The 23150-nt window shown below is 67.1% G+C and carries 19 protein-coding genes; 10 read left to right on the top strand and 9 right to left on the bottom strand.

Annotated features, from left to right (window positions below):
* Nucleotides 1-8: 8 nt before the first annotated feature.
* From ACWDVB_RS18210 to ACWDVB_RS18190, 5 genes are all read right to left on the bottom strand, one after another.
* The gene (locus ACWDVB_RS18210; RefSeq protein ID WP_451515899.1) at nt 9-1193 is read right to left on the bottom strand and encodes a 3-deoxy-7-phosphoheptulonate synthase; all 1185 of its coding nucleotides are present in this window, start codon (nt 1191-1193) and stop codon (nt 9-11) included.
* Nucleotides 1194-1268: 75 nt separating this feature from the next.
* Nucleotides 1269-1748 carry a PhzA/PhzB family protein gene (locus ACWDVB_RS18205; RefSeq protein WP_451515900.1) on the bottom strand — a complete coding sequence of 160 codons (480 nt, stop codon included), beginning with the start codon at nt 1746-1748 and terminating at the stop codon, nt 1269-1271.
* A 50-nt stretch (nt 1749-1798) separates the two neighbouring features.
* Nucleotides 1799-3013: an acyl-CoA dehydrogenase family protein gene (locus tag ACWDVB_RS18200; protein WP_451515901.1), complete on the bottom strand. Its 1215-nt coding sequence runs from the start codon at nt 3011-3013 to the stop codon at nt 1799-1801.
* 181 nt (nt 3014-3194) lie between these two features.
* On the bottom strand, nt 3195-4637 hold the full coding sequence (locus ACWDVB_RS18195) for an FAD-dependent oxidoreductase (protein ID WP_451515902.1): 1443 nt from the start codon (nt 4635-4637) through the stop codon (nt 3195-3197).
* Between the two features lie 350 nt (nt 4638-4987).
* Complete coding sequence (locus ACWDVB_RS18190; RefSeq protein ID WP_451515903.1) at nt 4988-5926, bottom strand: SAM-dependent methyltransferase; 939 nt, start codon at nt 5924-5926, stop codon at nt 4988-4990.
* Between the two features lie 176 nt (nt 5927-6102).
* Between ACWDVB_RS18190 and ACWDVB_RS18185 the strand changes: the two genes are divergently transcribed.
* Nucleotides 6103-7122: an Lrp/AsnC family transcriptional regulator gene (locus tag ACWDVB_RS18185; protein ID WP_451515904.1), complete on the top strand. Its 1020-nt coding sequence runs from the start codon at nt 6103-6105 to the stop codon at nt 7120-7122.
* A 74-nt stretch (nt 7123-7196) separates the two neighbouring features.
* On the opposite strand, the gene ACWDVB_RS18180 is transcribed toward ACWDVB_RS18185, so the two are convergent.
* Nucleotides 7197-8651: an MFS transporter gene (locus ACWDVB_RS18180; protein ID WP_451515905.1), complete on the bottom strand. Its 1455-nt coding sequence runs from the start codon at nt 8649-8651 to the stop codon at nt 7197-7199.
* Nucleotides 8652-9041: 390 nt separating this feature from the next.
* On the opposite strand from ACWDVB_RS18180, the gene ACWDVB_RS18175 reads away from it, so the two are divergent.
* The 4 genes from ACWDVB_RS18175 (at nt 9042) to ACWDVB_RS18160 (ending at nt 13838) form a co-directional block, all read left to right on the top strand.
* A complete protein-coding gene (locus ACWDVB_RS18175; protein ID WP_451515906.1) occupies nt 9042-10064 on the top strand; it encodes an MDR family NADP-dependent oxidoreductase in 1023 nt (340 codons plus the stop codon).
* A gap of 100 nt (nt 10065-10164) precedes the next feature.
* A complete protein-coding gene (locus ACWDVB_RS18170) occupies nt 10165-11265 on the top strand; it encodes a phenazine antibiotic biosynthesis protein (protein ID WP_451515907.1) in 1101 nt (366 codons plus the stop codon).
* A gap of 74 nt (nt 11266-11339) precedes the next feature.
* Entirely contained in the window at nt 11340-12650 is a 1311-nt protein-coding gene (locus ACWDVB_RS18165; RefSeq protein WP_451515908.1) for an aldehyde dehydrogenase family protein, read from the top strand.
* A 174-nt stretch (nt 12651-12824) separates the two neighbouring features.
* Nucleotides 12825-13838, top strand: a complete 1014-nt coding sequence (locus ACWDVB_RS18160) for an Lrp/AsnC family transcriptional regulator (protein ID WP_451515909.1) — start codon at nt 12825-12827, stop codon at nt 13836-13838.
* Nucleotides 13839-14945: 1107 nt separating this feature from the next.
* Here the strand turns inward: ACWDVB_RS18160 and ACWDVB_RS18155 are convergent.
* Nucleotides 14946-15542, bottom strand: coding sequence for a hypothetical protein (locus ACWDVB_RS18155; protein WP_451515910.1), 597 nt, complete (start codon nt 15540-15542; stop codon nt 14946-14948).
* 29 nt (nt 15543-15571) lie between these two features.
* Between ACWDVB_RS18155 and ACWDVB_RS18150 the strand changes: the two genes are divergently transcribed.
* The gene (locus ACWDVB_RS18150) at nt 15572-15808 is read left to right on the top strand and encodes a hypothetical protein (RefSeq protein WP_451515911.1); all 237 of its coding nucleotides are present in this window, start codon (nt 15572-15574) and stop codon (nt 15806-15808) included.
* 81 nt (nt 15809-15889) lie between these two features.
* Here ACWDVB_RS18150 and ACWDVB_RS18145 read toward each other — a convergent pair whose 3' ends face one another.
* Together ACWDVB_RS18145 and ACWDVB_RS18140 are read right to left on the bottom strand one after the other, a co-directional pair.
* On the bottom strand, nt 15890-16201 hold the full coding sequence (locus ACWDVB_RS18145; RefSeq protein ID WP_451515912.1) for a hypothetical protein: 312 nt from the start codon (nt 16199-16201) through the stop codon (nt 15890-15892).
* Between the two features lie 646 nt (nt 16202-16847).
* Nucleotides 16848-17456 (bottom strand): hypothetical protein, encoded by a 609-nt coding sequence (locus ACWDVB_RS18140; protein ID WP_451515913.1) that lies wholly within the window; start codon nt 17454-17456, stop codon nt 16848-16850.
* Between the two features lie 413 nt (nt 17457-17869).
* Here ACWDVB_RS18140 and ACWDVB_RS18135 point away from each other — a divergent pair, with 413 nt between their 5' ends.
* From ACWDVB_RS18135 to ACWDVB_RS18120, 4 genes are all read left to right on the top strand, one after another.
* Nucleotides 17870-18223, top strand: coding sequence for a hypothetical protein (locus tag ACWDVB_RS18135; RefSeq protein ID WP_371657184.1), 354 nt, complete (start codon nt 17870-17872; stop codon nt 18221-18223).
* On the top strand, nt 18220-19710 hold the full coding sequence (locus tag ACWDVB_RS18130) for a hypothetical protein (RefSeq protein WP_451515914.1): 1491 nt from the start codon (nt 18220-18222) through the stop codon (nt 19708-19710). The genes ACWDVB_RS18135 and ACWDVB_RS18130 overlap by 4 nt, the downstream gene beginning before the upstream one ends.
* A 570-nt stretch (nt 19711-20280) precedes the next feature.
* Nucleotides 20281-20784: a hypothetical protein gene (locus tag ACWDVB_RS18125; RefSeq protein ID WP_451611976.1), complete on the top strand. Its 504-nt coding sequence runs from the start codon at nt 20281-20283 to the stop codon at nt 20782-20784.
* Nucleotides 20785-21644: 860 nt separating this feature from the next.
* A complete protein-coding gene (locus ACWDVB_RS18120) occupies nt 21645-22907 on the top strand; it encodes an IS110 family transposase (RefSeq protein WP_451515916.1) in 1263 nt (420 codons plus the stop codon).
* Nucleotides 22908-23150 lie beyond the last annotated feature (243 nt).

Here is a 23150-nt window from a genome sequence, read left to right as displayed (position 1 = left end):
GTTGGTGTTCACGGGGCGTCGGACCAGGCGGTGACCAGGGAGACGGCCTGTCGTGAGGTGAGGCGAGGGTCGCAGAGGGTGGTGTGCCTGCCGTCGGCCGATCCGAGCGCGGAGGTATCGGCGACGCACTCGGTCACCTCGTCCGGAGTGGTCTCCAAGTGGAGACCGCCGGCTACGCCGCCCGCCGCCGCCACCGCGCGGCAGAACCCGGCGACCTCACGGGCCAGAGTGGTCAGCAAGCGGGTCTTCCTGCCGCCGGGGGCGGTGACGGTGTTGCCGTGCATGGGGTCGCACAGCCAGATCACGGGATGCCCCGCAGAACGGACTGCCGCCACCAGCGGAGGCAGACGGTCACTGACCGCGTCGGCACCCATTCGCGCGATCAGAGTGAGACGGCCGGGCTCCCGGAGCGGGTCGAGGCGCTCACACAGGGAGGTGATCTCCGCCGTGGTCATGGTCACACCGACCTTGCAAGCCACAGGGTTGACGACATCGGCGAGCAACTCGACATGGGCGCCGTCCGGCTGGCGGGTCCTCTCGCCGATCCAGGGCCAGTGCGTGGAGCCGAGCCAGCGCCTGCCGTCACCGATCTCTCGGATCATCGGGACTTCGTAGTCCAGGAGAAGTGCCTCGTGACTCGTCCACACCAGGGGTTCGATGCTCGGCCACGCGCGGAGAGCCGGGGCACGCCATCCCAGGTGTTCCACGATGTCGCCTGCCGCCATGTATCCGGTGAGGATGCGCAGCGGATCGGGCTGCCGGCTCTCCAGGTCGGGCTCCGGACTGTTGACCATGTGTCCGCGGTACACCGGCAGTACCAGGTCGCCGACCTGCTCGAAGGAGTTCGAGCGCGGCTTGGCGAACTGTCCTGCTATGCGTCCCACCCGGACGACGGGCTTGCCGGTGACCATCTTCAGCGTGGTGGCCAGCAGGTCGAGCACGGCGGATTTTCGCCGGACGTGCTCGGCGGTGCACTCCTCCGGGTCCTCGGCGCAGTCTCCCGCCTGCACCACGTGCGCTTCGCCGGCAGCGACGGACGCGAGCAACGACCTGAGCGTCTGGACGTCCTCCATACGGACCAGAGGCGGACGGGAGCTGAGAATTTCCCTCACACGCTGGACCTGTGAAAGATCGTTCCATTCGGGCTGTTGTAGGGCTTTCGATTTATGGGTGCCGCTTACTACATGTCCCACGACTGTGCCCCCGTGAGGCGGAGAGGAGAATTTACGGCCGATTCATGACGGTCCCGCACTTAAGCGGACAGTCTCTCAGGTGGGGATTCCCTCACGCTCGACGTGCGGGACGTCGATTCCCAGCGAGCGGAACTGCTGACACGGGTTCATGAACTCGCGCTGCTGCTTTATCTTCCCGTCCTCGAACAGGAAGGAATGAATGAAATGATTTCGGTAGTGCCCTTCGGGGTATCCCGGGAAGCGGATCTTTCCCTCACCGTCACACTCGACCCAGAAGCGGTTGGGGTCCTGTGTGTCGAAGACCTCGATGTTGATCCAGGCCCAGTCGGGGAAGCACTTCAGGGACCAGACGGCATGCTCGCCCAGCCGATCGCGGCCTCGGATGACGATCGGTTCCCCGCTTTCCGTGGTCCACAGTCCGCCGACACCGTCCTCCGTGAAGAGAAGGTGCCGCCGGAGCCGATCTTCACCGCGGGTGCTCATGTACTGCTCGACGATGGCGCGGTTATGGGCGCGCAGCGGGGTCTCGTCGGTGGGTATTCGGGGCTCTGCCATGGTGTCCTCTGCTGGCTGGAGGGATGGGGCCGAGGGGTTCACGTCGCAGGTCAGACGATGAAGCTGATGTCGCGGGGGTCCTGGCCGACGAGGGCACGGCCGTAGACCTGCTCGGGGATGCCCATGCCGAAGCCTGCGTGGCGGCTGCCGACGTTGATGTCACGCCAGAGCCGCTGGAGCGGGTTGGCCTCGTTGAAGGCGGAGGAGCCATAGGCGGTCAGCAAGGTGCCGACAGCCTCTCGACACAGTCGCCCGACCTGGGCGGACTCCAGCCGGTTACGCGCTCGCACGGTCAGATCCGTGTTGGTGCCGGCATGGGCGTACTGATCAACCGTGTCGGCGATGCGGGTGGCGATCAGCTTGGCCGTATCGATCTTCCAAGTGGCGTCGGCGAGGTCGAGCTGGAAGGTCGGCGACTCGGTCTGGTCGCGATAGGTGGAGCCCGCGACAGGGCGGGTGGGGGCCTGGTCGCGGACGTAGGCCAGGGCGGCTTCGGCCCCGCCGATCAGCGACCCGGTCAGTCCGATGGCGAACAGGCCGGTCAGGCTGTTGCGGTAGGGCAGATCCGGGTCGACCACCCCGTCGGTCTCGCCGTTGAGGATGGGCACGTAGGGCACCAGCCGGTGGTTCGGCACGAACAGCCGGTCGGCGACGACGGTGTTGCTGCCGGTGCCCCTCATCCCGGCGAAGTGCCAGGTGTCCTTGATGCGGACCTCGTCCGCGCGCATCAGAGCGAATTGGATTTCGGGCCGTTCGTCGCCGGTGGGAACCGCGATCAGGGCGCTGACCCATTGGGCGTGCAGACAGCCGGAGACGTAGCCCCACTCGCCGCTGACGACGACGCCGCCGTCGGCCGGCTCGACGTCCTTGGCAGGCAGCCCCAGCACCAGAGCGCACCGGGCGTCGGGATCCTCACCCCACACCTCGTCGCCGGCAGCCGGAGGGAAGAGGGATGCCACAAAGTTCCCGGCGTTCAGAACGCCGGCGATCCAAGCTGCGGAGCAGCATCCACGGCCGAGTGTGATGGCGACCTCGAGCAGGGTGCGCATATCCGTCTCGTAGCCTCCGTGCCGCCGTGGCGTCATCAACCGCAGCAGGCCCGCCTCCGTCATGGCCGACATCACACGCGCTGAAATGCGACGCTCGGTTTCACATTCGGCAGAGTCTTCCCAGAGCAGCTCCCGCAAACCTTCGGCTCGTTTCACGAGCTCGACATGGTCAGGGGCCTGCGCCTGCGCGTCGGTACCAACCACCGGATTTGACATTCCGAATCATTCCCTTCGGTTTCTCGGCTCCAGAACGCTATGACCTCGAAAACGTCGAGGTCAAGGAAAATTTTCACTTTACAGGCGATCCAATGAATCGCGAAAAGAGCATGACTCACCCGCACGGCGACTTTCACGCCGTGTTCGCGATTTTTGCTGTTCGATATGTCGAGGAACGGCGTTACGCCTGTCGTTTCGCCTCTGCTTTCCATCGGCGGCGCAGGTTTCCGACGACAACCCGCCCGACCGTGGCCGGATTGAGTAGAATCGTGGGAGGGGAAAGCAGGGAACTGACCTTCACGAACTCCTGGGTCAGCGCCGAGTCGCGTTCCGCGGCGGTCATCAACCAGCCGAAGTACGCATTGCTGATGCGCACCGGAAGGGGCCGCGGGCCGGCCACCTCGGGAAGTGAGAGATCGCTGCCGACGGCCATCCGCCAGGCGACCTCGATGCGCCGTGCGGCCGTCTTGAAGAAGCGACGCGGCAGCTGGTCCCCGCCCTGCGCCAGAGTTTCCTTCAGCGCCCCGGCCTGCAGGGCGGCCGCCGACATCCCCTGGCCATACACGGGGTTGAAGCTGCAGATCGCGTCCCCGAAGACCAACAGCCCGTCGGGGAAACGTGCCAGCCGCTCGTAGCGGCGGCGCACGCTCGCCGGGTAGCGGTGCGCGACCGGGTCGTCGAGCGGCTCAGCAGCGCAGAGGACCTCGAAGACGTCAGGTGGAACGATGGGTTTGGCGAAGTCCAGGAACCCGCTCGGGTCGGTGGGCGGGTGATGCCCGCCGTAGCCGATCAGCGTCAGCATCCAGTGGTCTTCTCCGTGCTGAAGGAAGGTCGCGCCGGTCGGCCGTCCCGGGCAGGCTCCGACGATGACGACCTTCCTGCTGCCGAGGGCGCCCGGCGCCACCCTCAGGTTCCGGCTGACGTACTTGATGTCGATCGCGAGCCGGTCTTCCTGTGGCTGGTCGTAGCCCAGGTCATCAAGCCATCGAGTCGTACGTCCGCCTCGACCGGTCGCATCGACGACAAGGCTTGCGGTGAGTTCCTGCTCCGCTCCGCTGTCGCGGTGCACGACGCGGACACCGACGACGCGACGGCGGTCTGGGGCACTGATGAGTCCCGCCGCCTCACAACGATCCACGATCTCGACGTTCGGCAACGCCCGCACCAGAGCCCGTACTTGCCCCTCCAGCTGGGGGCGGCTCGGCTGGTAGGTGGGGATGGGGTCCGCGTAGCGGCCCTCCTGGCTGAGGAGGTGGCCCCCTGGCGCGAAGTGCATTTCAGTGGGTTCTCGGACCACTGGCACTCCGTCCGCTTCGAAGTCCTCCAGCAGACCGGGAAACATCTCTTGGAGCCACTTCGTGCCGGCGGGCAGTATCGCGTGCGCGTGGTGCCCCTGGGGCACTCCGCGCCGGTTCTCCTCCGACTCTGCCAACGCGTCCCGGTCGATCAACGTCACTCTGTCGAACGTGTCGGACAGCACTCGTGCGGCGAACAGGCCACCGATGCTGGCCCCCAGCACTACGCAATGGCCGACCGGTGTCCCCGGCCCAGTCCCGCCGGAGCGGCCACTCCTTGGTAACCGATGCTCCCGCGGGTCGTACGGATGCGCGGTGTCGTCAGGCATGCGTGTCCTCCACTGTGCTCGGGAGATGTGGTGCGGTGTGGGGCTGGGGAGACGATCCGGACCGCGGTTGCTTCGGACGGCGGCCAGAATTGAACCGACCGGCCGCAGGGCAGCCGCGGATTTCTTCGCGCGGGCGCCCCCCGCCGGACCGGTCAGTGAATCGGCGCTTAACTCTCCGGTATTTTCGGGCAACGCGGGCACACCCGGCTCGTAACCTGAGGATGCCCGAGAGGCATATGCCGCGAGGGGGCGCGTTGACCCCACCATCAATTTGAATCCTCTGCCGGCAACGCCATGAGTGGAATTGCTAATTCCACCTGTGGCCTACTGCCGGTCCTGGGGATTTCCCATCAGACCGAGGGAGCGGTATCCGGGTCGGCGAGCGAACCGCTGGCCAGCCAGCACGCCGGAAGCGGCGCCACCGTGCGCCCGTGTCCGATCCGCGGATCGTCGCCCGCGTACACCTCCGTCTGCCAGCCGTAACCGCCCATCCAGGACTTCAGGTCGTCGCGGGCGGAGAGCCAAGAAGCTCCCTGCTCCTCGACCCGCTCACGCACGGGCCTGCCCTCTTCCCCGAGCATGGCCGCCTTGAGGTGCTCCAGCATGAGCCGGCTCCCGGGGGCGGACAGCTTGGTGAGATCGGCCAGAATCGCGTCACCAGCCACATCTGTCAGATACATCAAGAGGCCCTCGATCAACCAGATCGTGGGCTGCGACGGATCGAACCCAGCAGCCCGCAGCGGCGATTCCCAGTCCTCCCTCAGGTCAGCCGCCACCCCGTGGCGTTCGCACGCAAGGGGGAGGCCGGACCGTTCGATCAGAGCGTCCTTGAACGTCGTCATCTCCGGCAGTTCCACCTCGAACCAGCGCGTCCCGGTCGGCAGATCCAGCCTGACGGTGCGACCGTCCACGCCGGCGGCCAGCGTGACGACCTGGTGGACCCCCCGCTGGGTCGCGGCGATCACCTCATCGTCGAAGAACCGTGTGCGCACCGCGAAGTACGCGGGAAAGCCGCGTGCGCTGTTGTGGGTCTGCTTGATGACCTCGGCCACGTCCGCCAGTACCGGGTCCTTCGCCAGGGTCGAGAGCATCGTGGCGGCGAGCGGATCCCGGAACAGCGCGTCGGGACGGTCGCTCTCCAGCTGCCGCATCCACGCGACGAACAATGCAGTCTGCCCGACGCCGACCGAGGGCGACTTCAGCTCCCCCATAAAATCCTCCCCAGAAACAGTTAAATTCAACGCAAAGGCGAGCGCCCTTAGCGCTAACTCATTGGCCTGAGCATCCACTTGAAGCATGGCACGCGTGCGACGGTGTTCACTATGCGCATCGACTATACGAGAGCGTTCTTGCTTGACCGGTGAACTGATGGAATTCTGTGGGCTTCTACGGCTGCGATGATAGTGTTCACTGCGCTATCTTCAACTTTATTCCACTGAGCAGGCCCCCGTTGAAGGATGTGTGCATGCTCGACACTTTGGACCGTGCGCTGATCCACGCGCTGCACATAGACGGCCGCGCGCCGTTCAGTCAGATCGCTGTCGCGCTCGACGTCTCACCCCAGACCATTGCCCGCCGCTACCGACGCCTGCGTGACGAGGCGTCGCTGCGCGTCGTCGGGCTCGCGGACCCCCACCGAGCCGGTCAGACCCAGTGGCTCGTCAGACTCACCGCCGCCGCGAGTTCCGCGCAGGACCTGGCGCACGCCCTGGCCCGTCGACCCGACACGTCATGGGTCAAACTCACCTCTGGCGGAACCGAGATCGTGGCGGTCATCCACACTCCTACCAACGATGCCGTCGGCAACTCCTTGTTGCTGCGCGACATCCCCCGTACCAACAACATCACCGCTGTGTCCGCGTACTGCCTCCTGCACATGTACCTCGGAGGCCCCACCAACTGGCGCCGAAGCGCCGACACCCTCACCGAAGAGCAGCAGCGCATCCTGAGATCGCACGAGACAGCGGACAGTGCCTACGTCCCCGTCCCTCGTCAACTCGGCGAGAGTGACACGGACTTGCTGGTCGCGCTGCAGAAGGACGGGCGTGCCAGCCATGCGGAACTTGCCCAGGCGACTGGCTGGTCCCCCGTCACCGTCGCGCGCCGCCTGGCCGACCTGCAGGCCGGCGAAGCCATCTTCTTCGATGTCGAGGTCGACACCGGGCTGTTCGGCGCCAATACCAGGGCGCTGCTGTGGATGTCGGTGAGCCCCGCACATCTGGAACACGTGGCGACGACTTTGGCGAGCCATGACGAACTCGCCTTCGTCGCCGCAACCACCGGCCCCACCAACCTCGTGGCTCAGGCCCTGTGCAGCGACCCCTCCGACCTCCATCACTACCTCGCCCGGCGGCTCGGCTCCCTCGATGCGATCCAGACCCTCGAGACCAGTCCAGTGCTCCAGAACGTCAAGGCGGCGAGCCCGATGATCACGGAACTCGCTCGTAGCCGGCAGTCGGCAGCGGGCAGGCGCGTACGGCCGTGAGGACCGGCGCGTCCGCACATGCCGAAGCGGCGGCCGCGCGGCCGCCGCAGGAACTGTTCAGGCACGTGGCTCGCTCACCGTTGCGTCCCGGCTGTGTCCGACGCCTCCTTTTCGATCATCAGCCTGCTGCCGACGAAGCTCACCACCACGAGCGCGGCAGCGACCCAGAAGGCGATCTGGACTGCGTGCAGGGCTTCCGAAGGCCCGCCGGGCTCCGCGTTGTCAAGGTAGACGCTGCCCAGGACGGCGACGCCGAGTGTGGCTCCGAGCTGCTGGACGGCATTCAGCAGTCCGGCCGCCGACCCGATCTCCTGGGGCTGCAGCGGCTTCAGGGCGATGGTGAAGAAGACAGGAGTGAAGAGCCCGACACCCAGGCCGACGACGGCCAGCGCCATCAGCAGCGGCTTGGGGTAGTCCGTGGGGTCCGCCGCATGGTAGACGGCGATGGCGCCCAGCGCTCCGACCAGAAGGACCACGAGGCCCAGGGGCATCAGGCGGTGCCCGTAGCGCTGGGCCAGATGTGCGCCCGCCACCCACGACGCCAGTGCCAGTCCCACCGACCACGGAGCAAGCGTCAGTCCCGCCTTGAGGGCATCAGTGCCGACCCCCAGCTGAAGTTGCAGCACGATGACCGTCATCAGTCCATTGGTCACCGCGAAGAAGGACGCCGACGTCACGAGAGCGGCAGAGAAGCCCCGGTGAGTGAACAGACTCGGCTCCACCAGGGGGCTGCGGCCCCTGCCGACAACACCGCGCTGATGCAGCCCGAACACCGCCATCACGATCAGACCCGCCGCGATGGCGCCCCAGCTCCACCCGGACATCGATCCGCTGCCTGCCCCGATCAAGGGATACACGATGAGCCCGATGCCGATCATGGCCAGGAGTGTGCCGGTCAGGTCGAGAGTGGGGCGGTTCGGCGCGCGGTTCTCCAGCAGCTTGGGGCTGATGGCAAGCACCACCAAGGAGACGGGAATGTTGACCAGAAACGCGGCTCGCCACGACGAACCGAAGAGGTCGGCATGGGTCAGGACACCGCCGAGCACCGGACCGCAGACGGCGGCCAGCCCCATCACGGGGCCGATGCTGCCCAGCGCCTTCGACATCTCGCCACCGGAGAACATGGTCTTGATCAGGCCGATGGTCTGGGGAATGATCACGGCCGCCGTTGCCCCCTGCACCACGCGGAAGGCGATCAAGAAGCCCGCCGAGGGAGCCACGGCGCACGCTATGGACGCCAGCATGAACCCGGCGACCCCGATGACGAACACCCGCCGTCGGCCAACGATGTCGCCCAGCCTGCCGCCTGTGATCAGCAGCACCGCGAACGGAAGGGTGTAGGCCGTCGTGAACCACTGGATGTCGGACACGGACCCACCCAGATCGGCATGGATCGTCGGCGCGGCGACCTGCACGATGGTCGCGTCCAAAAGGTTCATGGCCTCACCGAGCAGCAGGGCGACGAGCGCCAGCCACCGCCATCGGTACGACTCTGTGGAAGACGGCACAAGTACACGCTCAGCAGTCATCGGAGTTCCTCTCCACCGTTGTCTACACATCGAGCCGAACCTCCGGACAAGGTCATCGGGCCCGACCATGAGCCAGCGTGGAAGGATCGGCACAGAGGCTCCAGCCGGAGCGCAGAGTTGGAAGATTCCTTCCATCAAGGGCGCCGGGCGTGTGGATTTCCCACGCAACGACCTGTTGCCCTTACTCCCTGCGCGGCGCCGTGCAGGGGGGCGAGACAGCCGAAGGAGAGCGTGAGCTTCCTTCAGTCAGCCGCCCGGGATGGAAGAAATGTTCCAGTGCGCGGTGAGAGCTGGAGTTTCCGGGTGTGATCACTCCACGCTGGGATCCCTTGGTCACCGCGTGTGCACCAGGGCTTCATATCCCTACGTTCTTCCTGTTCAGGAGGGTGCATGGCAGCCCTGCCCGCTACCCAGAAAGAAGTCCGCCTCGTGGCCCGGCCCGACGGGCTACCGCGGCTGGAACACCTCGGTGTCGTCGAGACGCCGCTGCCCTCGCCGGGGGAAGGCGAGGTACTCGTCCGCAATCACTTCTTCCAAGTCTTCGCCACGCTGCGCCTGCTCATTACGGGCGTCACTCAGGACACACCGTTCCCCGTGCTCAGCCCCGGCGACCCGCTGGTCGGGGCAGCGATCGGCGAAGTTGTGCGTGCACCGGAGAGCAGCTCGCTGCAGCCAGGGGATCTCGTCTCGCACGGGCTGGGCTGGCGCGAGTACGCCGTCGTCCCCACGGGCGAGTGCGTACGCCTGGACAGTGAGGCGCTTCCCGACCCCATCACTCATCTTCAGCGAGGCTGGACCGCCTATGCGGCATTGACACGGGGGGTGGAACTCCGCCCCGGGGACACGGTGTTCGTCTCAGCGGGCGGAAGCGGGATCGGCGCGATGGCGGGGTTGATCGCCAAGCGGCTGGGGGCAGGCCGTGTCATTGCCAGCACCAGCTCGCGGCAGAAGGCCGACCGCCTCGTGAAGGAGCTCGGTTACGACGAGGTCATCATCCGCGGTGGCGCACCACTCACCGAACAGTTGGCGAAGGCCGCACCGGAGGGCATCGACGTCTTCTTCGACAACGTCGGAGGCGAACAGTTGCAGGCTGCCGTGGAGGCCGCACGTCCGGGCGCCCGGTTCGTCCTGATCGGCGCCCTGGCCGGACAGCTCTCCGAACACAGCGGCGGCACCACGGCACCTGTCCAGCTGGACTCCATGCCGCTCATCCGCAAGAGGATCGTGCTGCGCGGCTTCAGCTCGGACGACTTCGACGACGAGTCGGAGTGGACGGAGACGTTCGGTGCCTGGCTCCGAGCGGGCGAACCGGTCTTCCCCCACGCTCGGATCAAGGGCATCGAGCACGCCCCTCAAGCACTGCTGGACGTGATCGAGGGGCGGCACATCGGCGCCGCCATCGTCGAGCTGTAGCTCCAATCCTCTTTCGTACACGACTACGGTGAGTCGGGCGAAGGCTCCACGCCCTGCCCGACCGCACCACCCTCACGTCACACGCTGAGAAGGAGCCCCCGTGTCGCGAGCCACCACGCACGTCCTCGACCTCCCCCTCGCTGTCCGCCCAGAGCCGGACGAGCTGATACAGGCCGCCATGGAGTGGCACTTCGACCCTGATACAGGATCCCGGTTCTGGCTGGAGCGGGCACAGACCCTGCCCTTTGATCCCCGCCGCGACATCCGCACCCACGAAGACCTCAGGCTGTTCCCCGATGTGACGGCCGAACTGCGCGACGCCCGTGCCGAGGACCTGATCCCGCAAGGCTACGGCCAACACCCGGATGTCATCGGCGTGTTCGAAAGCGGCGGGACCACAGGGGCGCCCAAGCGGATCGTCCTCCTCCAGGACTGGCTGGAGCGCATGGTCCACTGGAGCAACGCCAACCTCGACGCCCACGGTTTTCCCGCCCAAGCCAACTGGCTCGGGCTCGTTCCGACCGGCCCGCACATCGTGGGTGAGTACTTCCGCAGGTCGGCGACCAGCCACGGCCGCCATGGCTTCACCATCGATCTCGACCCTCGTTGGGTGAAGAAGCTGATCTCCAGTGGACGAGGCGCTGACGCCGACGCCTACGCCGAACACCTCGTCGACCAGGCCGCGTTCGTACTGCGCACCCAGGACATCGAGGTGCTGACCATCACGCCCCCACTGCTTGAGCGCCTCGCGCGGCGGGACGACCTGGCCGAGTTGGTCAACGAGAAGATCCGGGCGATCCGCTGGGGCGGCACACAGCTGGACGCCGACTCCCGGTATCTGTACAAGACCGAGGTCTTCCCCAAGACGGTCCTGTGCGGCAACTACGGCAGCACGATGATCCTCGGATTCGCCGGCGAGCGTCCGGGCCTTCCGGCGGACTCCGGTTGCGTGTTCGACTCCTACAGCCCGTACGTGACGTTCTCGGTCGTCGATCCGGAGACACTCCGGCAGGTAGCGTACGGCGATCGCGGCCGCGTCCTCGTCCACCACATCAGCAAGTCGTTCTTCCTGCCCAACAACCTGGAACGGGACACGGCAACCCGGATCGAGCCACTCGCCGGTCAGATCGGCGATGCGGTGGCGGACATCGCTCCGGTCGCGACCTTCGAGGACAAGGCCGTGATCGAGGGGGTCTACTGATGGCGGGGGCCTCTCCTGATCTCGTACAGCTTGACGCCCTGGGCCCTCAGGGCCGGTTCAGGGCCCGCAACCGCATGGCCGTCCACGATGTCGCGGGCCGGCAGGTCGCCGACTTGAGTCTGGTTCCGTCCTTGTTCGTCGAGCGCACGATGAAGTCCCTGCACCGAGCGACCACCCCCGCACTCGATGACCGGATCGGCATGATCGGCCGTGCTGCCGAGCTCTTCTCGACCGCCACGTTGGACGGCCAGTCGGTCGACGAGTACGAGTATCAGGTCAGCCGAGTCGGAGGAATACCGATCTCCGTCGTGCGGGCCACCACCCTGGCCATCGCACATCGGATGACGAAGGCCCACTACAGCGTGGAGCACGCCCGGCCCACCGGGGCGGTGACACGGTGGAACGACCCCCTGACCCGCACCGGCCGTGCGGTGTGGGCGCGGCGCGGAAGCGTGTTCGCGGTGCACGCGGCCGGCAACCACCCCGGCCCGCACAGCCTCTGGCCAGAGGCGCTCGCGCTCGGGTACCGCGTGGCGGTCCGGCCTTCCCGGCGAGAGCCGTTCACCCCGCATCGCCTGATCACCGCACTGCGCAGCGCGGGCTTCGGCAACGACCATGTGGCACTGCTGCCGACCGACCATCCGACCGCGGACGCCGTGCTGCGGGGATCCGACCTGGGACTGGTCTACGGCGGGCAGGACGTGGTGCGCAAGTACTCCGCGGACTTCTCGATCCTTCCGCAGGGCCCGGGCCGTTCGAAGATCCTTCTGACCGAGGATGTGGACTGGCGGGACCACCTCGACACCATCGTCGACTCTGTGAGCGGCCACGGCGGCACCGGTTGTGTCAACACCACCGCTGTCTTCGTCGAGGGTGACCCGACTCCGCTCTGCGAAGCACTCACCGAGCGCCTTTCCCCGGTGGCCAGCCTGCCGCCGGAGGATCCCGCGGCAGTGTTCCCTGTACAACCGCTCGCCACAGCCAAGGCGCTTGAGGCACATCTGCTCCACAGGGCGGCAGACACCAAACCGTGGCTCGGTGGCGACGGCATCGCTGATGAACTGGGGGACGGCAGCGCCGTACTCCGGCCCGCCGTCCACCAACTCGACCGGCCTGACGCCCCGCAGACTTCCGTCGAGCTGCCCTTCCCTTGCGTGTGGGTCGCCCCGTGGACCCGCGCAACCGGGATCGAACCGCTGAAGAACAGCCTCGTCCTGACGGCGATGACCCACGATGTCCGGCTCGTCGATCAGCTGCTGGAAGAGCCGTCGATCAGCAACGTCTATGTAGGCGATCACCGAACGTTCTGGATGGAGTCCGGAATGCCCCACGATGGCTATCTCGCCGAATTCCTGATGCGCTGCAAGTCTGTGATCAGGAACTGACCCGTACTCCGTAACGGTGAACGCCCGCGCCCACGCCGAGGGGACCAGCTTCCCCTCGGCGCTCCGGGCCGCGGCAACGCACGGGTCCCAACCAAGCGGAGCACTGTCGTGTGCAGGCGCCGCGCCGACGGTTTGCCGCGCCTTGCCATGTGGTGCGTGAAGGATGGTATGCACATGCTCGATGACCTGGACCGCGCCTTGATCCATGCGCTGCACATCGACGGACGTGTCTCCTTCACACGAATAGCCAACGTCCTGGACGTATCCCCGCAGACGGTCTCCCGGCGCTACGACAGACTCCGCGACCGTGCCGCGCTCCGCGTCGTCGGTCTGCCCGCCCCGCACCTGACGGGTCAGGAGATGTGGCTGCTCCGCCTGACTGCGGCGCCCGAGACAGCCCTCGATCTCGCCCACGCCCTGGTCCGGCGCCAGGACACTTCGTGGGTCTACCTCACCGGTGGCGGTACCGAGATCGTCGCGGTGCTCGAAACCCCGCTGGGCACATCACACGGTCACTCGCTTCTCCTCCACGAACTCCCGCCCAGCATCGGGCTGACCGCGGTCTCCGCCCATCACCTTCTGCACACCTACGTCGGCTGGCGCACCCCTTGGCGCATGAGCGCCAACGCCCTCACGCCCCGCCAGCAACGCCTGCTGGGCGGCACGAAGTTCACCGAACGTCTTGAGTCCCCAGCTGCGGAGCAGTACCGGCAGATGCAGCTGTCCCCCGCGGACCGCGCCCTCATGGACGCCCTGCGGCAAGACGGCCGAACCGGCGTCGGCGACCTCGCTGTCACCACGGGCTGGTCGCCCGCCACGGTCTCGCGCCGACTGGACAGTCTCCGCGACTGCGGGGCGATCTTCTTCGATGTCGAGATCGACTCCGCGCTGCTGGGCGGCAGCACCAGGGTCCTCCTGTGGATGGCGGTCACCCCGGCCCATCTCGATGAAGTGGCCACCACACTGGCCCGCCACACCCAGCTCGCCTTCGTGGCCCACACGACCGGCCCCACCAACCTGGTCGCTCACGCCCTGTGCTCGGACACCGCGGCCTTCTACCACTACCTCACCCACGGCCTGGGCTCAGTGAAGGCAATCCGCACATTGGAAACCGCCCCTGTCCTTCGAACCCTCAAAGCGGTGGGCACGATCACGTCCGGAGCGGGCATGCGACCTGGCAGCCAGTGAGCGTGTTCTTTGAAGGGGGCGATCGAGTTCTTGGACGGTTCGCGCCCAGGATCCCCTGGATGAGAGCGCGACCGGCTCGGTAACCCCGTGCGGGTCGGTGGCGAACGGCTTCTCCTTCGTCACGTGCACCCCCGCCTCGGCGCGCGCTTCGATGGCTTCCCGCCGACGTGGTGCGGCGCCGCGGCGATGACGAAGTCCGGTCGCACCTGATCCAGCAGGTGCGTCGGGTCGGTGAAGCCGGGCACCTGACACCGGGCACCTGACGGGGCACCTGACACCGGTCGGCTTGCGCGGTCATGCGCTGCGGGTCCACGTCGCACACGGCCACGAGCTCGGCGAGTCGGCAGTCGGCAGTCGGCCAGAGCGGGAAGGTGGTCCTTCCTGGCCTGGCCACCGAGTCCCACCACGGCGACCCACCACGGCGGCCCTTCGCCCGCCGGTACGGGCCCGGGCCGATGACGCTCATCGCGCTCGCGATCACCCCGTTGGCCCAAGTCCCGCTGCTGCTCGCCTCTCCCGGTCTTCGCTGGAAGATCGCGGTCGGAGCGGCGCTGTTCCTGCAGCTTGCCTGCGCCGGTGCCGCGGGGACTACGCAGCGTTCGATTCGTCAGATCGTCACGGAGCGGTGCCCTGAAGGGCTCACCGTTCTTCCTGGCTCCGCGCTGGGACGCAGCGAAATATCTGGCCGGGTCCAGGGCAAAGGCGGTTCCGCGTTCAGCTACGCGGTGAAGATGCCCTTCAGCACCAAGGCCGGAGCGCCCGAGAGGGTCGCGGCCCTGCACATCAAGGACGCCTACACCAAACCCAAGAAGACCGAACCAAGCAACACCAAGAAGGACATCCCCGGCCGTACCGCCAAGGAGCCCTTGACCCGCCTCTATCACGACCAGAAACGCCGGGAGGAGAACCGGGATGAGGCGATCAAGGTGTGCAAGGCCGAATGGGGCGCTGGCTACTCCGAGGGCGGCAAGAAGCAGTGCGATTGGCAGGATCATGAGCGGCTTCTACTCCAAGAACCGCATCATCGACGGCCCCGACGACGGTTTCCTGATCAAGGTGTCCTGACCTGCACGTCCTGTGGGCGGGTACCCTCGCCCACAGGAACAGTCACACCGGCCAGAACTGCAGCAGGAATCGCTCCACTCCATCGGGCACGCCCTGCTCAGCAAGGGCCGCGACCTCTTCCTGCCCCACCACGTGAGCGCGCAGCCGCCATCGCTGGTTCGCGACGCCGAGGTCGATTCCGTTCTCGTCCGGCCCGCCGGCCGTGTGGAACTGAAGCTGCCCCGTCGCGGAGTCCAGCTCCATCTCCCCTGTCGCCTCCCAGGAGGCGGTGCGATCCGGCTCTGGTGGTGAGTCCCAGACCTCGACCGTGAACGCGGCCGTGTGCGTATGGCCTCCCGACTTGATGTCGACCCGCCCGTGCTGCGCCGACACCAACCCGTCCGCGCCTTCGGGCCAGTCGTCGATCACGTCCTCGTCGGCCTCCTGCAACCACAGCAGGAACCGCTCGATCCGGACCGGGAACTGCTCACGATGCACTAACGCCATACTGATACTCCGCTCGCTCAGCTCGCTACCCCACCAAGCTTCGCGGCACATGATCGAAGACGAGTGGTGTCGGCGCGAGCAGGGTCGTCGTGAGCCGATCAGTCTCGGCCGCCGGCCACCGAGCTCGGCATGCTGGAGCAGGTCGACGTGCACGTGTCCCGCCCGGCCCGCACGCTGGCGTCATGGTCTCCAGCGTGCCCGTAGTGATCTACCCACCCGACGAGGACGGCAGCCGCCGTGTCCGCATCGACGGCACGATCTTGGGGCGCGCGTACTCGGTGCAGGATGTGGCCCGGTTCATGCAGGAGGCCGGGCTCCAGAACTTCGATGAGGTCGACGTCGTCCGGTCCGCGCTGATCGAGTGGCGTGGCGGCGGGCCGGGACATCTGGTGACGTGCTTGAGGGGAGTGGCCGGCTGAGTGCCGCTCGGCGCCTCCCCGGCCAAGACGACGCACGGCTGCCGCTTCATCTCCGCATGAGGTAGTCCTCAGGTGGGGTTACTAGAGGTAGGCGCGGCCCGGGAGGGCGGCGGCCTCTTTGCCGGGGCGCATCTCGATCCACGCCATGATCGCGGCGACAGTGGCCAGGACGACGATGTAGACGCCGCCGAGGAAGTCGGGGACGCCCTCCACCTTGTCCGCTCCAACCAGGGCGAGGATGACGACTTCGACCGTTGTTCCCGCGGCGAACACAGCGAGCAGGCGGCGGTCACGAGCAGTGCGGCGGGTGAGCGTGAGGTAGAGGAACGGCGCGAAGGAGAGCAGCCCGGCGGTGAGAATGGGCAGGAGTGTCCAGGCGGCGCGCTTGAGCATGTGGAGTCCCTTGTCTGGGGTTGAGTGATGGGCCGCAGACTGCCCGCTCTCCATAGGGACCGGAGGCGGTGTGACTGATCTGTAACGGTACGGATGGGCACCTGCGAACACGTGTGCGGGAATCTCCTCTGCCAAATGGAGTGGGCGCTGACCGCGTGCTGCTGACGGCACGGCCTCCCCGACCGGCACTCTTCACCGGTCACGGAGTCGCGACCACCTGCCTTATGCAGTCGCGCGTACTGCTCCCGGCCCAGATCCGCCAGATTGGAGCCGGTGGAAGCGTTACGAGGTTTCAGGCACTGGTTCCTCTCGTACGGCTTCTCGTCTCGCTTGCCGGGCCCGCACCGTCTGGCAGTACCAGCACGTCCCGTTGTTGTCAGGGCTGCTTGCCGCCCTCCCGCGCGTCTCCGCGATCAGGCTGCCCTCAGCTTCACCGGTCTGCTGCGACAGTCCAGCAGCGGGGGTCTTTCACCCCCACCCGAAGTAGCGGCGCCTCGTGGCGTACCAGACAGTACTTCCAGTCAATTCGGCAGCGCACCGCCTCCGCGGCCTGCCGGTCGCCCCTGCCGTTGAGAGAGGCATCGAGGTGACCTGGTTCATCGACGGCCGGGACACCGAACGCTGCATCCGCGCAGTCGTGTCGCTCTCACGCGTACCGCCTGGCCGAAGTTGTCGACGGGCGGGGCGCTGGTCGGCTGAGGCGCTGGTCGGCTGAGGCGTCGGGCGTCTCGCTCCGCCGGCGCGTGACCGCGTCCGGCGGCTCGCGCCTCGACGTCTCGGCGGTGCGCCCAGCGGACGTGCTCGTCGTGCCGGGCTTCGAGGTGCCGCCCGCACACGACGTCGGCGCAGCCCTGGCGCGCCTTGAGCCGGAGGCGGCCGCGATCCGCGCGCGGGCCACGGTGGGCACGACGGTCGTCTCCGTCTGCGTCGGCGCGTTCTGCCGGCGGAGGAGGGTCTGCTGCGCGGGCGCGAGGCGACGACGTCCTGGCCGTACGCGGACCGGCTTGCCCGCCGGTACCCCGACGTGCGCATCCGCTCCGAGCAACTCGTCGCCACCGACGGCGGCGTGACGACCACGGCGGCCTCCAGCGCGATGCACTTCGCGCTGCGCCTCGTCCGCGAGCACGACGGCCTCCGCGTGGCCCGCGCCACCGCGCGCGTCGCGCTCCTCGACGACGCGCGCTCCACGCAGTCCGCCTACGTCGACCCTGGACCGCCTGCCCGCCGTGGGCAGCGGCTTCTCGCTCGGCGTCAAACGGTGACTCGACCAGAACCTCATGGCGCGCTACGACCTGCCCGCCCGCGCCCTGGCGTTCCAGGTCAGCACCAAGACCATGCTGCGCCGCTTCCGCGACGAGCTGAGCCAGACGCCCCTCGTATATCTGCACACCGCCCGGGTGCGCCGGGCCAAGCCCCGCTGGAAACGACCGGGAGGACCGTCGCGAGCATCGCCGCCGGCGTCGGGTACCGCGACGCCGGGACGTTCGGCGCCCTCTTCGTCCGGTACACGGGACTCCCCCACACGCACCCCCGCTGTCGCTCCGGCCGCATCCGTGCACAGTTCGTCGTTCCCGCGCACCGCAGGAAGCGGCGGGCCTTATGCTCCCGTAGCAGATGGCAGCGGGTCACGGCGAGAACCGCTCGGGGGCGACGGGGGGACGGGATCACATGACCGTCGAGGAGTACTGGAGCAGGAGCGACGACGAGCTGTACGCCTTGCTGGGGGCGGAGCTCCTGGGTGAGGGCGTGGGGCTCTCCCCCGCTGACGACGAGGACAAACGTCGGTTCGGGCAGCAGTGGTTCGCCAACAAGCACCGGGAACTGCAGAGCAAGATCTGTCATCACGAACGGGCCCAGGCGCTCATGGGCACCACCGGTTCGGACCGGCTCCTCGACGCCTACGCCCTCCAGGAACTGCTACAGCAGTCCATCGGCGACCCGACGACGGCCACCCTCATTGCCGTCCTCGTCGCCAGGGTGGGACTCGGCACCTTCTGCCACAACGCGCCCGCGCGCCCATGAAGACCCTGGCGGACCGCAAGCGCGCGCTCCTCCAGGCGGACCGCGAGGCGGCGCTGGCGGAGAAGCGGCGGCAACTGCGGGAACTAGGGGCCCACGACCTGCTGCGACAGCTCGACGACTACTCCACCAGCTGGCGACAGAATCCTTGGTGCAAGCCGGGCACCGACCTGTCCATCGGCTTCGTGGACATGGTGGGCGAGGAGTTGAGGGCCGCGATGGCCGACCTCGGGGCGAGCGCCGCCCGGCTCGAATCGGTACGTGTCGTCACCACGCTCGACCAAGCCGTGTCGGCCCAGATGACCCCCTTCGACGACGGCTCGGGCCTGGTCATCGTCGCCGACGGGATCTTCGGCATGTGCTCCAGCTACTGCCAGTACCTCGCTCTCTGCGCCGACACGAGGTCCCACGCCACGTCACGGCCCACGGCCTTGTGGCGGCTGCTGCGCGACCTGGGCAAGGGGGAGGTCTTCGGGTACGAGGACGTGCTCACCGCCCTGCTGCGCTACCACACCGCCCATCAGCGGGCCTTGGCCGTGTCGACGCAGCTGGGGGTGCGGCTCAGCCCGGAGGGCGAGCAGTACGCCGCGCAACTCAGTCACCTCGCCTATCGCTTCGTCGTCGGCCATGAGATGGCCCACCACGTTCTCGGGCACTCCCACGGCCCGAGCGCGTTCGCGCCGGGCGAGCACCTCCCGGCCTGCTCCGCGGACGACCGCAGGGAACGGGACGCGGACCGGCTCGCCTTCCAGGCCACCAGACGAGCCAGTGATAAGCAAAGCCACGGCCAGTGGGAATCGATGGTCATGCTGGAACGGGCCACCATGGCCGCGCTGATGGCCATGATGGCCCTGCACGTGGCGGAGCGGACGCTGTTCATCCACCGCGGTTGCACGCATCCCCCGGCCGCGGTCCGGACAGGCTGGCTGCTGGAGCAGCTCAAACCGGGCAAGCAGCGGTCCACACGCCGTCTCCTGTGCGTACCGATGAAAGCCACGGAGGCCGCCACCGATCTGTCAGAGCATGCCCGGCCCTTCTCCTGGCAGGCGTTGGACCCGGACCTGGTGTACAGCCCCATGCCCCGCTCGCACCTGGAGGCGATCGGTGAGCTCGACGCGCTGCAGTGCGAAACGGAGGCCTTCCACGTCGCCTGGCTGGAACGGCACGCCACGACCGACACCGCCTGGCTGGGCGAGGGAGCGCGGCTGGCCGCCGCCGGGGAACCGGCGCCCGCGCTGCGGCGCTGGGGCGTGGACGAAGGGGTCTCCCGCGCGCTGTGCAACCCCCAACGGGCACTCACCTTCTTCACGTTGAAGGAGCACATCGCCCGGTCCTTCACCGAGCGGGGCATCGCGGAGCCGTGGCTGGCGCCGCACGCCCTGGTGGCGGGCATGCTGATCACCAGGCGCGTGCAGCCGCGTCGAGCCCGCCTCGCGCAGGGCCCCGACGGGCACGACCCGCAGGACGGAACCCTCCCCAGCACGGATTGACGGGCGCGGCGCAGCAGCGGGCATGCCGCCCGTCGAGACGCCCAGGTCCCGAACGCCTGCTGCGGAGACGGTTCCTACAACGCTGAGGTCGAAAGACAGACTCTGATCCGTGGAAGACATTTTCGGACGCTCCTGCTTTGCTCGGGCGCGACGAGTCCCACCTCCAGACGGGCGCCATTGCCGTCCTGAAGATGCTGGCAGGCTCCAGGTCCCCGCCCGCCGCGTGCTGGGCGTGCGCACGCAAACCACAAGGAAACGCTTACCCAGGTCCACCCCCGCGGACCGCAGATGAATAATCTCGTCCTTGACGTCCTGCCGCATGGCACCCTCCGATGAATCCGCCTCAGTGGATGCCCCGGGGAGCCAAAGGAAGAATCGGAATCTGACACGCGTGCTCCTGGACGGCACAACGCCGCCATGGCGACAGACCGTGCCGACCCGCCGGGTTGCCGGGTCGTTCGAGGATGCCGAGTGCCGGTGTTCTCAAACAACCTGACTTTCACGGAAGGCACACAGTCGCTAGAGGGCCGACAATTCGGGTCAGGCCACAGGTACGAGAAGATGGCGGCCATGCAGTGCATCGAGTTCCTGAACTACCCCATTGGCGAACAAGTGCCGGACCTGCAGTGGGGCGTCCGTATCGACGGCACCGATCTGCGCGTGTACGCCGCCGACGCCACCCGCGGCCTCTGGCGCCGGGAGCGCAAAGACGACGGCACGGCCGAGGAGGAACAGCGCTTCCTGCTCCGCCAGCACGACGGCCTCACTCTGGCCGAGGTCGGTGACCCCGCACGCCATTTCCTCGGCGACCCGGCACAGGAGTTCGCCGATCCCTCCGCCGGCACCACTCCGGTTCTGGGCTGTTCGTGCGGCGTCTGGGGCTGCTGGCCCCTGCGAACCGTCATCACCACCACTCCCGAAACCGTCACGTGGTCCTCCTTTCGGCAGCCCTTCCGCAAGGAGTGGGGGGAGCTCGCCATGGGCCCGTACGTCTTCGCCCGCCCTGCCTATGAGGCCGCGTTCGCGGAGCCGGTCCGTCTCGCTGCGGACCCGCTACGGACAATGATTCCGTGACCCCCAGCCGGTACGGCTGCAGGGGCCAGCAGGCGGATCGCGGACTCGGCCGCGGCTTTTGCGGCGCCATAAGGAGTGATCGGATCCGGCGTAACTGCTTCGTCGTAGTGGACCCGGGAGCCGGTTGCCTGGGGTCCCAGGGGCTGTCTGAGCAGGTCAGCGGATATATGGAACCATCAGACACCTCAAGGAACGTGGGCGGTTGGGGTGGGTCAGGCGTGGGAGGGGACGGTGCGGCGGATTCCCTGGAAGCGGCGCGCCCAGGACCTAAGCCGGCGTCGGGTACCGTCACCGCCCCCGCTGTTCCACCATTTCCACTGGCAGCCTGGTCCTTCTTCTCCGGGGTGACTGCCTTGATGTTGCGTTTGCGCAGGTAAGAGCGGTTGACCGGGAGGACGAGTAGGCCTAATGGAACCCGAAGGTTGGTCCTGAGCCCCGTTCATGGGTGACGGCCTCGCCGTCCTTCGGGGCGCGGTAGCGAGCCTTTGAGTATGCCCGGACCTTCGAGTCCTATTGACAAGACGAAGCCGCTACCGCGCCCAACAGCGTTCGTTCAAGGTGAGGCAGAGGAGTATCGACAAACGTGCCCGAGCGGTATCACTGGTGACGGTTATGAGCACGTTCCGTCACTGCACTCCTGGCCCATCGTTAACGCGATTCGCTGTTCGCAGTCCGAGCTGGCCGTGTGGATCACCTCTCTCCATTGCCTGAGTCTCAGCTCTGAAGCAGACCGAGGGCCGCACGGCTTGCTGGGGTTGCGAACGGCTGGTGGGATGACGTCCCTTGAGCACTTCCATTAGGGAGCACGCGCACCCTGCACAGACTCGGTACTGGAAAAGAGCCCGTCAGAGGAGGATCACATGGAGGTCACCGCGTTACCGGCGCCCGTGTTCTGCGGGGTGGACTGGGCAGAAGATCACCACGATATTGCGCTGGTCGATGCCGGCGGGACGCAACTGGCCAAGCAGCGGATCAGTGATGATGCAGAGGGATTTGCTCAGCTGATCGCCCTGCTGGGCGAGCACGGCGACCGCGCTGACGCCATGATTCCAGTTGCGATCGAGACGTCCCGTGGACTTCTCGTCGCGCGTCTTCGGGCCACCGGCCGCCCCGTTTACGCAATCAACCCGCTTGCGGTTGCTCGCTACCGGGATCGTCACTCCGTAGCCCGGAGGAAATCCGACGCCATCGACGCCGCGGTGTTGGCGAATATCCTGCGGACCGACATGGCCGCTCACCGACCACTGCCTGCGGACTCCGAGCTCGTGCAGGCCATCGCGGTGCTTGCCCGAGCACAACAGGATGCCGTCTGGGACCGCGGCCAGGCCAGCAACAAGCTCCGCTCTCAGCTGCACGAGTTCTACCCGGCCATCCTGGACGCGTTCGCCGCTCACAAGCACGGGCTGTGCGCACGGGAAGCCCGAACCATCCTTGCCGCCGCCCCGACGCCGACCATGGCTGCATCGCTCACGCGGCGTCGATTGCAGTCTTTACTCAAGAAGGCCGGCCGAGTACGCGGTATCGAGGCTGAAGCCGACCGGCTCCATGAAGTGTTCCAACGCGACTATCTGCACCAGCTTCCGCAGGTGGAAGCGGCGTTTGGCCAGCAGACAACTGCTCTACTCAGACAGCTCAACACCGCCTGCCTCAATGCGGATCAGCTCGAGGAATCTACGGCTGCCGCATTCGAAGAACATCCTGATGCATCGGTCATCCGCAGCTTTCCAGGACTCGGATCCTTAACCGGCGCCCGCGTCCTGGCGGAAATCGGTGATGACCGGACCCGATTTGCGAGCGCCGACTCGCTCAAGGCATACGCCGGAAGTGCCCCAGTTACGCGGGCAAGTGGTAAGAGTCGCACGGTTATGAGCCGGAGGATCAAGAATCAGAGGCTAGCAGCCGCAGGCTACGTGTGGGCCTTCGTATCGCTTACCAAGTCAGCAGGCGCGAGGGCCCATTACGACCGCCGCAGGGAAGCCGGTGACCGGCACGTCGCGGCACAACGCAATCTCTTCAATCGCTTCATGGGCATGCTCTTCCACTGCCTCCAGCACGGCCAGCTCTACGACGAGCTCAAGGCATTTCCGATCCATCCGGATGACCGTTCCGCCACTGCGGCTTGACTCTTATCGGCGTGGGATGTCTTGTCCGCGGCGACAGCATTAGGCGGGGTCCGGGGGACGGCCGACCGGCAAAGCGTGGCGGGACATGCTCGAACCGCGGCCGAGGCGCGCTCGAACCCGGTCGCGCGCCGGTCGTAGAGGGTGGGCTGCCGCCCTCGTCCAGCCCGGACACCCCGCCAGGAGAATGACTTGAAGGAAACCGTTCGTCTGGTTCTTTGGTGGCCGGTTGTGGCGCTCTCCGAG

The sequence above is a fragment of the Streptomyces sp. NPDC003379 genome, from assembly GCF_053589195.1.
Note: the sequence above shows the minus strand (reverse complement) of the source record. Positions and strands in the feature narration are given on the sequence as shown.